This window comes from Cellulosimicrobium marinum, from assembly GCF_020551945.1.
GTDB lineage: Bacteria > Actinomycetota > Actinomycetes > Actinomycetales > Cellulomonadaceae > Cellulosimicrobium > Cellulosimicrobium marinum.
In genome coordinates, this window is the sequence record NZ_JAJBZH010000008.1 from 12,342 (window position 1) to 26,085 (window position 13,744).

General features: G+C 71.7%; 8 protein-coding genes. All 8 read right to left on the reverse strand.

From position 1 onward, the window contains the following. Nucleotides 1–21 precede the first annotated feature (21 nt). Nucleotides 22–1,251 carry a substrate-binding domain-containing protein gene (locus LGQ04_RS15720; protein WP_229244912.1) on the reverse strand — a complete coding sequence of 410 codons (1,230 nt, stop codon included), beginning with the start codon at nucleotides 1,249–1,251 and terminating at the stop codon, nucleotides 22–24. Nucleotides 1,252–1,363: 112 nt separating this feature from the next. Next, on the reverse strand, nucleotides 1,364–2,443 hold the full coding sequence (locus LGQ04_RS15725) for an ABC transporter permease (RefSeq protein WP_229244913.1): 1,080 nt from the start codon (nucleotides 2,441–2,443) through the stop codon (nucleotides 1,364–1,366). Then, nucleotides 2,440–3,573 (reverse strand): ABC transporter permease, encoded by a 1,134-nt coding sequence (locus LGQ04_RS15730; RefSeq protein WP_229244914.1) that lies wholly within the window; start codon nucleotides 3,571–3,573, stop codon nucleotides 2,440–2,442. The genes LGQ04_RS15725 and LGQ04_RS15730 overlap by 4 nt, the downstream gene beginning before the upstream one ends. Further along, nucleotides 3,570–5,210, reverse strand: a complete 1,641-nt coding sequence (locus LGQ04_RS15735) for a sugar ABC transporter ATP-binding protein (protein WP_229244915.1) — start codon at nucleotides 5,208–5,210, stop codon at nucleotides 3,570–3,572. The genes LGQ04_RS15730 and LGQ04_RS15735 overlap by 4 nt, the downstream gene beginning before the upstream one ends. Then, nucleotides 5,207–6,472 (reverse strand): Gfo/Idh/MocA family protein, encoded by a 1,266-nt coding sequence (locus tag LGQ04_RS15740; RefSeq protein WP_229244916.1) that lies wholly within the window; start codon nucleotides 6,470–6,472, stop codon nucleotides 5,207–5,209. The genes LGQ04_RS15735 and LGQ04_RS15740 overlap by 4 nt, the downstream gene beginning before the upstream one ends. A 168-nt stretch (nucleotides 6,473–6,640) precedes the next feature. Then, nucleotides 6,641–7,642 carry a sugar phosphate isomerase/epimerase family protein gene (locus LGQ04_RS15745; RefSeq protein WP_061268734.1) on the reverse strand — a complete coding sequence of 334 codons (1,002 nt, stop codon included), beginning with the start codon at nucleotides 7,640–7,642 and terminating at the stop codon, nucleotides 6,641–6,643. A gap of 68 nt (nucleotides 7,643–7,710) precedes the next feature. Next, complete coding sequence (locus LGQ04_RS15750) at nucleotides 7,711–8,346, reverse strand: hypothetical protein (RefSeq protein ID WP_229244917.1); 636 nt, start codon at nucleotides 8,344–8,346, stop codon at nucleotides 7,711–7,713. A gap of 296 nt (nucleotides 8,347–8,642) precedes the next feature. Beyond that, nucleotides 8,643–13,646, reverse strand: coding sequence for a ThuA domain-containing protein (locus LGQ04_RS15755; RefSeq protein ID WP_229244918.1), 5,004 nt, complete (start codon nucleotides 13,644–13,646; stop codon nucleotides 8,643–8,645). Nucleotides 13,647–13,744: the final 98 nt, after the last annotated feature.

Below are 13,744 nucleotides of genomic sequence, written 5' to 3' on the forward strand. Positions count from 1 at the left end.
CCGGGGCGCGGCGGTGCGGGGTCAGCGGTCGGTCCAGGCCTCCGGGAAGCCCGGGAGGTCCTCACCGCCGAACTTCGCGTAGTGCAGCGACGGCATCTCCGAGTTCGCCTCGAGGTACGCGTCCAGCTCGTCGGCCTCGATCGGCTCCTGCGGCAGGACCCACTCCGAGGGGACCTCCTCGCCGGCCCAGATCATCTGCGCGGCGAGGATCGGCGTGCGCCACTGGAAGTTCGAGTACACGGCGCCGATGGCGGTCATGTCCGTGTCCTGCCACTTGCGCAGGAAGCTCATCTCGTCCTCGCCCATGAACACCGGGTAGGGCTTGCCGGCGTCCTCGAACGCCTCGACGGCCGCGACCGCGCCGTCGCCCGCGTCCATCCAGATGCCGTCGACGTCGCCGCGCTGCAGGTACTGCGTGACGATGTCCTTGATCTGCGCGGCGTCACCGCCCGTGAACTCCTGCCCGACGACCTCGAGGCCCGACTCGGAGAAGATCTTGTCGGCCGCGGCCCAGCGGTTCTCCAGGACGTCGACGCCCGGGAGGATGCGCAGCGCGAGGACCGTCGACCCCTCGTCGAGGTTGTCGACGAGGAACTCGGCGCCGTCCGCACCGTAGGCGTAGCCGCCGATCGGGTGGATGAACGTCACCATGCAGTCGGTGTTGACGCCGCGGTCGAACACGATGACCGGCTTGCCCGACTCGCACGCCGCCTCGACCGCGGGCGTGAGCGTCGCCGTCGTGGACGGCGAGATGATGATCGCGTCGCAGTCGCCGGCCTCGACGAAGGCCTGGATGTCGGAGATCTGCTTGTTGTCGTCGTCCGCGGCGTCGGAGACGCGGAACTCGCCGATCACGCCCTCCTCCGTGAGGACGTCGACCTGCTGCTGCATCGTGATCCAGCCGGTCACGCGCCACGGGTTGGAGACCGAGGCGTTCGAGAAGCAGAGGGTGTTGTCGCCGCCGTCGCTCGCGAACTCGGCGGTGTCCACGTACTCGGGCTCGATCGCCTGGAGCCACGGCTGGTCGGCCGGGCCCTCGGGCTCGATGTCGCGCTGCGCGAGCTGGCGGTCGTAGTCCGCCTGGACGAACCACTCGGAGTCGGCGCCGCCGGTCTCCTCGCTGTCCTGGGTCTCCTCGGCCGACGTCTCACCGCCCTCGCCGGTGTCGGTCGGGGTGTCGGTGGTGCAGGCGGCCGTGGCGAACAGTGTCGCCACCGCCGCGCCGGCCAGGAGTGCTCGTGTACGTCGCATGTCCTTCTCTCCTTGGTGAGACGTCGTCGTCCCGCTGGCAGCGGGGGAAGGGGGTGGTGCTGCCCGGGCAGGGCAGGGCTGGGTGACCGGGCCGCCGTGCGGCGCCGGGGTGTCAGGCGTTGGCGGGGGCGGGCTCCTTCGGTGCGGGGGTCGGGCCCGCCGCAGGCGGGGCGTCGGACGCACGGCGTCGGCGCGTGCGGCGCGGGAGAGCCGCGTAGGCGACCGCCGCGATGATGATCACGCCCTGGACCGCCGGGCGGATGGTCGAGGGGAGACCGAGCTGGTTGAAGAGCGTGAACAGCGCCTCCAGGGTCAGCGCGCCGGCCATCGCGGCGACGACGCTCCCGCGCCCGCCACCGAGCACGACGCCGCCGAGCACGACCGCGGTGATCGCCATGAACTCCAGGCCCTGGCCGACCTGGGCCGTGACGCCCGCGTAGCCGCCGATGAGGATCGCGGCCACGGTCGCCATGAAGCCCGACAGGAGGAAGGCGCGCGTGCGCACCCACCACACGGGCGACCCCGCGTAGGCGGCCGCGACGTCGTTGTCCCCCGTCGCGACGAGCGTCCGACCGAACGGCCGGCGCATGAGCAGCACGGCGAGCACGCCGAGCGTCACGACGATCATCAGGGCGAACGGGACCTGGAACTGGCCGGTCTCCCCCGGGATCCCGCCGCGGCCCCACTGCCGGAAGCCCTCCGTCAGCGCACCGGTGGGGGCGCCGCCGGTCCACAGCCGGATCGCGCCGTACAGCACCAGCATCATGCCGAGCGTCGCGATGAACGACGGCACCTTGAGGATCGTCGTCACGAGCCCGTTGACGAGACCGACGGCGAGCCCGAACAGGACCATGAGCGCCATGACGGGCCAGGTCATCGAGTCCTCGCCGTCCATGAGCTTGGCCGCGATGACGACCTGTGCGCCCACGAGCGACCCGACCGAGAGGTCGAACTCGCCGGAGACGATGACGAAGTACTGGCCGATCGCGAGGATGACCAGCGGGGCGGCCTTCTTGACGAACGCCATGAGGGACATCGGCTCGCCGAACGACGGGTTCATCACGAGGATGCCCACGAAGACGAGGACGAGCAGGGCGAAGACCGTCCAGCTCCCGCCCGCGGTGAGGCGCTCGAGGAACCCGGCCCGCGGAGCCTTGGCCGGGATGGTCCGGCGTGCGGTGTCGGTGGTCATGCGGACGCACCTCCGGCGGTGCTCGTCGGCGCGGCGGCCGGTGCGGACGGTGCGGACGGTGTCGGTGCCGAGGATGCCGGCGGTCCCGGTGGTGGCGCGCCCTTCCCGGTGGACCGGAACCGGGCTCGGCTGCTCGCCGGGTCGATCTGCCGCCGGGCGTAGAGGGCGACGGCGGCGATGATGATGGTGCCGCGCAGGACGTCCTTGAAGAACGGGTCGACGTCGAGGACGTTGAACACCGTGTCGAGCACCGCGAGGATGAGCACGCCGCCGACGGTCCCGACGACGGACCCGCGCCCGCCGAGCAGCAGCGTCCCGCCGAGCACGACGGCCGCGATCGAGTCGAGGTCGAGCCCGTAGGAGTAGACGAGGGCGTTCCCGGTGCCGAAGCGCGCCGCGATGAGGAGGCCGGCGACACCCGCGCACACCGAGCACAGCACGTGCGCGACGAGGAGGGTGCGGTCGCTGCGGATGCCCGAGAGGCGGGCGACGTCGACGTTCCCGCCGACCGCGAACATGTGGTACCCGGTCCGCGTGCGCGCCAGGAGCACGACGCCCGCCGCCGCGACGGCGAGCATGACGATCGTCGAGACCGGCACGGGACCGACCCGGGTGTACCCGAACATCTGGAACGAGGCCGGCACGTCGCCCGCCGGGCCCTTGAACTGCGTGTCGAGGTAGCCCTTGATGATGAGGCCGACACCGAGCGTCGCGATGAAGGGGTTGACCCGCAGCTTCGTCACGACGAGCCCGTTGACGAGACCGACGCCCGCGGCCACGACCAGCGCGACGAGCACGCCGAGCCACACGCGCGACGGGTCGCCCGCCATCGTCGTGGCGCCCATGATCGAGCACAGCGCCACGACGTACCCGACCGACAGGTCGAGCGAGCGGCACAGGATGACGAACGTCTGCCCGATCGCGACGAAGCCGAGCAGGCTCGTCTGGGTGAGCATGTACGCGGTGTTGGCGGTGGAGAACAGGTTCCCCCCGCCCATCGCGACCAGCACGCCGGCGATGACGAGGATGCCGACGAGGGCGAGGTAGACGATCTCCGTCGACCCCAGCCGGCGGCGGCGCGTGGACGCGCGGCGCGCGGTCGGGGCGGCGGTGGCGACCGCGGTGCTCATCGGTCCTCCTTCGGGCCGTGGGAGCGGGACGGTGTGGTCGGGTGGTCGGCGTGCTCGGAGTGCTCGGCGAGCGCCGCGAGGTCGACGTGGACGTGCTCGGCGGACTCCTCGCCGGCACCCGTGGCGAGCGCCATGACGGTCTCCTCGTCGCTGCCGGTGGGCAGCTCGCCCGCGAGCCGGCCGTCGCGCATCACGAGGATGCGGTCGGCCATCGCGATGACCTCGGGCAGCTCGGACGAGATGAACAGCACGGCCACGCCCTCGCGGGTGAGGTCGCGCATGAGGTCGTACACGGCGCGCTTGGCGCCGACGTCGATCCCGCGCGTCGGCTCGTCGAGCACGATGACCTTGGGGTCGGTGACGAGCCACTTGGCGAGGACGACCTTCTGCTGGTTGCCGCCCGAGAGGAACTGGACCTCGGTCTCCTGCGACGCCGCGACGAGCTCGAGCGACGAGAGGATGCCGGGGATGCGGCGGGCCCGCCGGTCGGACGAGCCGGGCAGCACCGCGTCGAGCACGAGCCGCGCGTTGGCGAGGATCGACTGCCCGAGCGCGAGGCCCTCGGCCTTGCGGTCCTCGGTGACGAGCGCGAGGCCGGCGCGGACCGCCTGGCGCGGCGAGCGCACGTCGACCTGCCGCCCCTCGACGAGGACCCGCCCGCGCGTGAAGCCCGCGATGCCGAAGATCCCGTGGGCGATCTCGGTGCGGCCGGACCCTTGGAGGCCCGCGAGGGCGACGATCTCGCCGGCGCGCACCTCGATGGTGACGTCGTCGACCTGGGCGTTGCCGACGCCCTCGAGGGAGAGGCGCACGTCGCCGGGCACGATCGCCGGGTCCTTGTCGGGGAAGTACCCCGAGAACTCGCGCCCGACCATCGTGCGCACGAGACCGTCCGGGTCGATGTCCGCGGTCGGGGTGGTCAGGACGTGGTTGCCGTCCTTGAGGACCGTGATCGTGTCGCAGAGGTCGAAGATCTCCTTGAGCCGGTGCGAGACGTAGAGGATCGCGACGCCGCGCTCCTTGAGCCGGTGGACGAGCTCGTAGAGGAGCTCGACCTCCTGGTCGGCCAGCGCGGCCGTGGGCTCGTCCATCGAGATGATGCGCGCGTCGTAGGACACGGCCTTGACGATCTCGACGATCTGCTGCTGCGCGACCGACAGCGACCCGACGCGCATCCACGCCGTGATGCTCCCGAGACCGAGGTCCTCGAGGAGCGCGGTGGTGTCGTCGAGCATCCGGCGACGGTCGACGAGCCCGGCGCGCCGCGGCTCGCGGCCGAGGTAGACGTTCTCGGCGACGGACCGCTCGGGCAGGAGGTTGAACTCCTGGAAGACGGTCGAGACGCCGGCGTGCTGCGCGGCGAGCGGCGTCGGGAAGCTCGCGGGAGCGCCGTCGAGCTCCATGGTCCCGCCGTCCGGGCGGTGGACGCCCGCGATGATCTTCATGAGGGTCGACTTGCCGGCGCCGTTCTCGCCGACGAGCGCGTGCACCTCACCCGCGCGCACGTCGAGGTCGATGCCGCGCAGGACGGAGTTGCCGAAGAACTCCTTGCCGATGCCGCGCAGGCGCAGGAGCGGCTGGGAGCCGGGGTCGCCGGGCGCGGACGGGCCGGGCTCGCGCGTCGTCGTCGCGGTCATGCGGGCACCTCGACCCAGGCGCCGGTGCGCACCGACGTCGCGACGGCGTCCGCGAGCCGCGCGGCACGCAGGCCGTCGGCGAACGTGGGCAGACCGTCGGGCAGCTCGCCGCGCACGGCGGCGGCGGTGTCGGCGACGAGGGCGTCGAAGCAGTCCTGGTACCCCTGGGGGTGACCGGCCGGCACGCGTGAGTAGCGCGCGGCGGCCGTGGACAGGGTCTCGGGGTCGCGCACGTGGAGCAGCGACCCCTCCCGGCGGCCCTCCCAGAGCGTCTCGGGCTGCTCCTGGTCGAACGCGAGCGTCGAGGAGGTGCCGGAGATCTCCAGGTGGAGGCGGTTCTTGCGGCCGGCCGAGACCTGGGAGACGACGGCGCTGCCGAGCGCCCCGCCGTCGGTCGCGTACTGGAGCGTGACGACGTCCTCGGTGGTGACGGTGTGCGCCGAGCCGTCCGCCGCGCGGCGGTTCGGGTTGACGGTGGCCGACTGGGCGACGAGGCGCACGATGCGGTGGCCCGTGGTGAACTCGAGCAGGTCGCAGAAGTGCGAGCCGATGTCGCCGAACGCGCGGCTCGCGCCGCCGAGCGCGGGGTCGACGCGCCAGTTGTCGTCGGTGTCGCGCAGGAGCCAGTCCTGCAGGTACGAGCCGTGGGCGAGCGTGACGCTGCCGATCCGCCCGCTGCGCACGCGCTCGCGCGCCTCGCGGACCATCGCGTGGAACCGGTAGGCGAAGGGCACGACGGCGACCCGCCCGTCGGCCTCGCGGGCCGCGGCGGCGAGCCCCGCGAGCTCCTCGGCGCCCGCGACGTCCGTCGCGAGGGGCTTCTCGCACACGACGTGCTTGCCGGCGGCCAGCGCGGCCCGTGCGAGGGGCACGTGCAGGTGGTTGGGGGTGCAGACGTGGACGACGTCGACGTCGGGCGAGTCGAGGAGCTCCTCGACGCTCGCCGCGGCGGCGCGCGCTCCGAGGGGGCCGACGGCCTCGCGGGCCAGGTCGACGTCGGCCGCGGCGACGAGCTCGACGGTCCCGCCGCCGGTGCGGACGGCCCGGGCGTGCACGCCTCCCATGAAGCCGACGCCGATGATGCCGGCGCGGTAGCCCGCGGCGGGCAGGCCCGCGGGTGCCGGTGTCGGCGTGGTGGTGAGGGTGTCGGCCGCCGGGTCGGCGGTCGGTGCCTCGGTGTCTGTGATGGTCGCTCCCGCGACCTTGGCTCCCGGCTCCAGCACCGGGGCACGCAGGTCCTGCGCGACGTCGTCGGCTCGCATGGCAGAGAACCTAGGGGGACTTCTGTCGCGGGTCAAGCAAAAGCCGAGAACTCGGTGTCTCAGTTAGATAAACCATCCGCAAAACAAATCAGAAACGAACACGCCACCGCCCCCGGCCGTGGACGGCCGGGGGCGGTGGCGCATCGGACTGGTCGTGCGAGCTCCGCGCTACTTCGTCGAGAACGCCGCGTCGAACGCGGCGTCCGGGGCGTCGAACGCGTACTTCTTGACGAACTCCAGGGCCTCCGGGGCGCCCACGAGGCGGTCCATGCCGGCGTCCTCCCACTCGACAGAGATGGGCCCCTCGTAGCCGATCGTGTTGAGCATGCGGAAGGCGTCCTCCCACGGCACGTCACCGTGACCGGTGGAGATGAAGTCCCAGCCGCGTCGCGGGTCCGCCCACGCCAGGTGCGACCCCATGCGGCCGTTGCGGCCGTTGTGCATCCGCTTCTTCGTGTCCTTGCAGTCCACGTGATAGATGCGGTCCTTGAAGTCCCACAGGAAGCTCACCGGGTCGAGGTCCTGCCACACCATGTGGCTCGGGTCCCAGTTGAGGCCGAACGCCTCGCGGTGCCCGATCGCCTCGAGGGTGCGCACCGTCGTCCAGTAGTCGTACGCGATCTCGCTCGGGTGCACCTCGTGCGCGAACCGCACGCCCACCTCGTCGAACACGTCGAGGATCGGGTTCCAGCGGTCGGCGAAGTCCTGGTAGCCGGCGTCGATCGCCTCCTGCGAGACCGGCGGGAACATCGCGACGTACTTCCAGATCGCGGACCCCGTGAAGCCCACGACCGTCTTCACGCCGAGCTTCGCCGCGAGCCGCGCCGTGTGCTTCATCTCCTCCGCCGCGCGCTGGCGCACCCCCTCGGGGTCGCCGTCGCCCCACACCACGTCCGGCAGGATGTCGCGGTGCCGCTGGTCGATCGGGTCGTCGCAGACCGCCTGGCCCTTGAGGTGGTTCGAGATCGCGTAGACCTCGAGGTCGTACTTGGCGAGCAGGTCCAGCTTGCCCTGGACGTACTCGTCGTCGTCCCAGCGCCACGGGTCGAGGTGGTCGCCCCAGCAGGCGATCTCCAGCCCGTCGTATCCCCACCCGGACGCCAGCCGGGCCACCTCCTCGAACGGCAGGTCGGCCCACTGCCCGGTGAAGAGGGTGATCGGTCGTGCCATGGTCGTGCTCCTTCGTGGATCTCGGTCGGGTCGGTACGGATGCGGGAAGTCCGGTGCGGGTGCGCGGGTCAGGAGCGCGTCCGGCCCTTGCCGGACGCGGGGACGGGGGCGGCGGTCGCCGACCGGCGGCGCGCCAGCCACAGCCCCAGGGCGCCAAGGGCGAGCACGGCCACGACGACGGCGACCCACCACAGCGCGCCCGGGCCCGACGACGCGTCCTCGCCCTCGGCGGTGTCGCCGGCCTGGTCGTCGGTGCCGGTGTCCCCCTCCCCCGGTGCGGCGGCGACGACATCGACCTCCGCGGACGCGGTGACCTCCTCCGGCTCCGTCATCGTCGCGGTGAGCACCCAGTGCCCCTCGGGCAGCACGCCGGCGTCCGAGACGTACCAGCCCACGCCCTCGGACGCGGACCGCAGGTCGAGCGGCCCGACGGTCTCGCCGGCGTCGGACTCGGCCGTGACCGCGACGGTCGCCGCGGCCTCGACGGGGTGACCGTCATTCTTGTAGGAGAGGTACGCGGAGATGCCGCCGGCGCCGTCCGTGCCGACCGAGATGACGATGTCGCCCCCGTGCGCGGACGCCGGAGCCACCAGACCCACGAGGCACAGGACCGCGCCGAGCGCGGACGCCAGGACGGCGCGGACCGCGCGCACGGCCGGGAGCGTGGTCCGGCGGGGCTCGGGGCGGTCAGAACGAGGAGACATCAGGGCTCCACCTCAGTCGTGTCGGTCGTGCGGGTCGGTCGTGCTGGTCGCGCTCTGTGGTCGTGCTGTGCGGTCGTGCGGGTCGGGACCACCGGGTCCCGAGGTGCCCCGGCGCCGGGCCGGAGCGCCCGGTGCCCGGGCGCCGGGGCCGGAGACCGCTCGCGGTCCCCGTCGTGCTCGTCGTGCGGGCAGGGTTCAGGCGTTCCGGCCGATGGACCGCCCGAACCCCTGTGCGCCCGCCCGACGAGCGGGGTGCCCGGTGGGCCGGCGCTCGCGCGCCGACCCACCGGAACCTGTCAGGAGCAGCTCTGAGCGGCGTACTCCACCGTCTCGGTGAACTCCCTCCCCTCGGCGTCGGAGGCCGTGACCGTCACCGAACCGGCGTCGACGGCGGCCGCGCGGGACGCGAACGCCTGGTACGCCGACGCGCCCGGGGCGACGTCCGCGAACGACTTCGACCCGTACGGGGTCTCGAGGGTCACCGCGAGCGGCACCTCGTCGTCGTTCAGCGCACGGACCGCGACGAACACCTTGCCGCCCATGCACCGCGTCTGGGCCGTCACGGTCACCGCCGGCGGCTCGGGCTCGTCGTCGACCACCCGGAAGTAGTCGAACGACGCGGGCGCACCCGTGTCGGCCGACGCGCCCAGGGCGAACAGACCGACCGGGGCGTCCGCGGCGGGCGCGTTGGTCACGGCCTGGTCGAACGTCGTCCAGGTCTCCCCGTCCGCGCTGTAGGCACCGGTGAACGTGTCACCCGAGCGCGTCAGGCGAAGGTGCCAGACGTCCTCGGTCAGGTTCCCGATCTGCGGCTGCGGGTTCTGCACGACCCCGCCGACCTCGCTGCGCAGCTCGATCCGCCGCACCACGGCCTGGCCGGCCTGGTTGTCGACGACGAAGTCGAGCTTGACGTAGTCGTCGTCGCCTCCGTAGACGATCAGGCCGCCCTGCTGGTACTGGCGGTCGAACGCCGACCCGTCGACCACGGTCTCGACGGTCCACTCGTCGCCCGGCTGGTCCTGCAGCACGATGTTCGGCACCGGGCGGTTGTCCGTCCCGTAGATGTCCGTCGGGGTCGTGTCGATCTGCAGGGAGCCGTCCGTCACGCGGTACCCGTCCGGGTCCTCGTTGACGACCGACCACCGGCACGTGTCGAGCGCGTCGCCGTCGAACTCGTCGTCGGGCCCGGGGGCCGGCGCCGTGTCGTCGGGCGTGATGTGGAACCAGTCGAACTGCGCGTCGAGGATCGGCGACGCTGTGCCGTTCCCCTTGAGCGACACGAGCCCGATCTGCGCGTTCTCCAGGTCGGCGATCGACTTGGTCTGCGGCATCGTCGTGAAGTCGGTGCCGTCGGCCGAGTATGCCGCCTGGAGGTTCTGCCCGTTGCTGACGAACCGCACGTAGACCGTGTCCGGGTAGTCCGCGCCGAGCGCCGCCGTGTTCGAGTCGCCGACCTCGTTCGGTGCGGCGTTCTCCTCACGGATGAACTGGAAGATGCGCGTCGCCGGGTCGGCCGCGGCCGAGCGTCCCTGGATCACCATCTTCGCGTAGTTGTCCTGGTCCTCCCAGATGAGCAGACCCGCCTGCTGGTACTGCTGGCGTGCCGGCAGCGTGAGCTTGGCCGTGGCCGTGAAAGGCCCGTCCGGGAGGTCCTGGAGCACGAGGTTCGGCACCGTCGTGTTGTTGGTGCCGTAGAAGTCGGTCGCCGTCGTCGGGACGACGAGGTGACCGTCCTCGACCGCGAGGTTCTGGTCGCGGTTGAGCACCGTCCACCGGTCCTCGTCGAGCTCGTCGCCGAGGAAGTCGTCCGACCGCCCGGCGAAGCACAGCCCCGGGCCGGTGTCCGGCTCGTCGACCGTCACCGTCGTGTACTCCACCGAGTACGCGCCGCGCGCGTCCGTGGCCCGCACCTGGAGCCGGTAGGTACCCGGCTCGTCGTACGTGACCTCGAACGTGTCGCCGCCGTCGACGAAGCCGCCGCCGAGACCGTCGTCCCACGCGAAGGTGATCGCGTCGTCCTCCGGGTCGGTCGCGGCGACGTTCGCCGTGACCGTGAGCGGGGCCGTGCCCGACGTCGGGACGACGTCGAACGTGTCGATCGACGGGCGGACGTTGTCCGTCACGCCCCGACCGTTGACGACCATCCAGTTGACGTTCGACCCGCCCGCCGTCTGGACGAGGTAGAGCGTCCCCGTACCCTCCGGCACGTTCGTCAGCTCGGCCGTGACGTCGGTGTAGACCTGCCAGTCACCGGTGGCCGGGAACTGGACGCTGCCGATCTCCGGTCCCTCGGGGTCGTCCCACCGGAGCGAGATCGTCGCGCCCGCGCTCGCCGAGGCGACGCGCAGCTCGATCGAGTCGACGTTCGCGAGCGAGATCGGCTCGTGCGCCCACCAGTCACCGGGCTCGATGTACCCGATGTTGAGGCCGCCACCTGCCGAGTCGCCCGTCTCCTGGGTCTGGACGCCCGGGTCTCCCCCGCTCGTCGAGCCCTCGAGACGCCCGGTCGACGTGAAGAACTCCGACTGGAGCAGCTTCGGCTGCAGGATCTGCAGGTCGTTCGCCGTCAGCGGGACGCCGACCGCGCCGCCGTCGTCGGTGTACGTCGCCTCGACCACCCAGAAGATGTTCGACTCGATGCCGTGGCCCTCGTCGCGCGCGGTCTGCATCGTGCCCTCGCAGCCCGTGAGCTCCTCCATGGGGTGGGCGTGCGAGTCGTGGCCCAGCGAGGTGAACATCGTGACGTTCTCGCACGTGACCTCCCCGTCCGGGTCGTCCACGGCGATCTCGTACTTCACCTGGTCGCCCCACTCGAAGAAGCCGCCGTTCTCCGGGAACGTGATGGAGACCGTCGGTGCCTCGTTGCCGACGACGACGGAGACGTTCGCGACCCCGGTCGCACCGTTCTCGTCCGTGACGGTCAGCTGGGCCGTGTAGCTGCCGTTCGCCGTGTACGTGTGGACCGGGTTCGCCTCGGTGGACGGCTCGGAGCCGTCACCGAAGGTCCACTGCAGCGTGAACGGCTCGCCCGCCGGGTGACGGGTGCCCTCCGAGGAGAACTGCACCGTCAGCGGCGCGGCACCGCTCGTCACGTCCGCGCTCGCGCGGGCGATCGGGGCGAGGTCGCCCTCGACGTAGTTGACCTTGTACACGCCGCTGGAGTCGTTGTTCCCGCCGAAGCCGGAACCCCAGTCGATGACGTACAGCGCGCCGTCGGGACCGAAGTCCATGTCCATCGGCCGGTCGAAGCCCGCGCTCGGGTCGAGCACCTGCGGCAGCACCCGGTTGATGTCGACGAGGTCGTCCCGCTGCTCGCCCGTGAGCTGGAACGAGTAGACCCTGCCCTGGTTCCACTCGCCGAACAGCGCCTTGCCGTCCCAGTACTCGGGCCACTTGACGTCCGAGTCGAGCTCGGCGTCGTACTCGTAGACCGGGCCGCCCATGGGCGCCCCGCCGCCGCCGATCTCGGGGAACAGCGGGTTGGTCTGGTAGCCGTACCAGACCTCGGCCTCGACGGCCGGCGGGAGGTCCTGCAGGCCGGTGTTGTTGGGCGAGTCGTTGACGACGCCCGCGGCGCAGTCGAACGAGGCCCCCGACTGGCCGGTCGCGAAGTTGTAGTCGACGTAGTCGTTGTTCGCGCCCGTGCAGTACGGCCAGCCGTAGAAGCCCGGCTCGCTCACGACGTTCCACTCGACGGTCCCGGCGGGGCCGCGCGTCGCGCTCGCGCTGCCGGCGTCGGGGCCGTAGTCACCGACGAGCACGTTGCCGGTAGCGGGGTCCACCCCGATCCGGAACGGGTTGCGGAAGCCCATCGCGTAGACCTCGGGCTTCGTCTGCGCGGTCCCCGGCTCAAACATGTTGCCGTCGGGGATCGTGTACGTGCCGTCGTCCTCGGGGTGGATGCGCAGGACCTTGCCGCGCAGGTCGTTCGTGTTCGCCGAGGTGCGCTGCGCGTCGTAGTTCTGCCGCCCCGCACGCTCGTCGATGGGGGTGAAGCCGCCCGACTCGAACGGGTTGGTGTTGTCGCCGGTGACGACGTAGAGGTTCCCGTCGGCGTCGAACTGCATGTCGCCGCCCGCGTGGCAGCAGGTCTGGCGCTGCGTCGGGATGACCAGGACCTTCTCCTCCGACGCGAGCGAGAGCGTCTTCGCCTCGGCGTCGTAGTCGAAACGGGAGACGCGGTTGTGCGGCCCGTCGGTCCCGACGTCCTGCGGCGACCAGAAGAGGTAGACCCAGCCGTTCTCCGCGAAGTCCGGGTCGAGCACGATGCCGGTCAGACCGTCCTCGTTGGCCTGGGTCACCGACAGCGTCGCGGCCGTCGTCGTCTGGTTCGTCTCGGGGTCGATCACGCGAACGCGCCCGTCACGCTCGACGTACAGCACCGTCCCGTCGGGGGCGACGTCCAGCATCATCGGGTTGGCCGTGTTCTCGTCGAGCGGCACCATCTCGAAGCTGTCGGACTGCGTCGCGCTGCAGTCGGAGTCGACGACGCCCGCGGCGGTCTGGATGCCGCCCAGGAGGTGCTGGAGGAACTCCGGCTCCGCGAACGACTCGTTCGTGTGCCCGCCGCCGGTGTACCAGGACCGACCGCCGTCGTGGACGTGGCACCACGCGATCGGGTGGTCCGCGCCCATGGCGTTCGTCCCGGCGGTGTAGGTCGTCTCGTCGAGGCTCGCGAGCACGTGGACCGTGTCGCGGGGGTTCTCGCGGAAGTTGTACCACTCGTCGTAGCGGTCCCAGCGCGCCGGCAGGTGCGCCGTCGACTCGTGGGCGTGGTCCTCGACCTTGATGGTCGCGTCCTGGTTCTGGGGGTGGCTCGCGAAGTAGGCACCGACGAGCTCGCCGTACCACGGCCAGTCGTACTCCGTGTCGGACGCCGCGTGGACGCCCGCGTAGCCGCCGCCGTTCTGGATGTAGCGCTCGAACGCGGCCTGCTGGTCCTCGTCGAGCACGTCGCCCGTGGTCGACAACCACAGGACGGCCTCGTACTGCGCGAGGTTCTCGTCGGTGAAGTCGTCCGCGTCCTCCGTGGCGGTCACGGTGAACCCGTTGTCGACGCCGAGCTGCTGGATCGCGGCGATGCCCGCCGGGATCGAGCCGTGCCGGAACCCGGCGGTCTTGCTGAACACGAGCAGGTCGAAGGGGGCGGTGTCCGCGGCTGCGGCGACCGGGGTCGTGGGGGCGGGCGCGGCGGACGCGGACGTCGCCGTCGCCAGGGTCAGGGGCAGAGCGACCGCGGCCGCGGCGACCGCCGCGACCGTGCGCCGTCGGGCGCGCGATCCTCCTAGCACGTTTCTCACAAGGTCTCCTCATCGAGATGCGAACTGTGCTGCGCTCCGCCAGGGTCGGCGTCCTCGGCCGTCGGCCGTCCCCGGACCGTTCCGGCGGGATCGTGTCG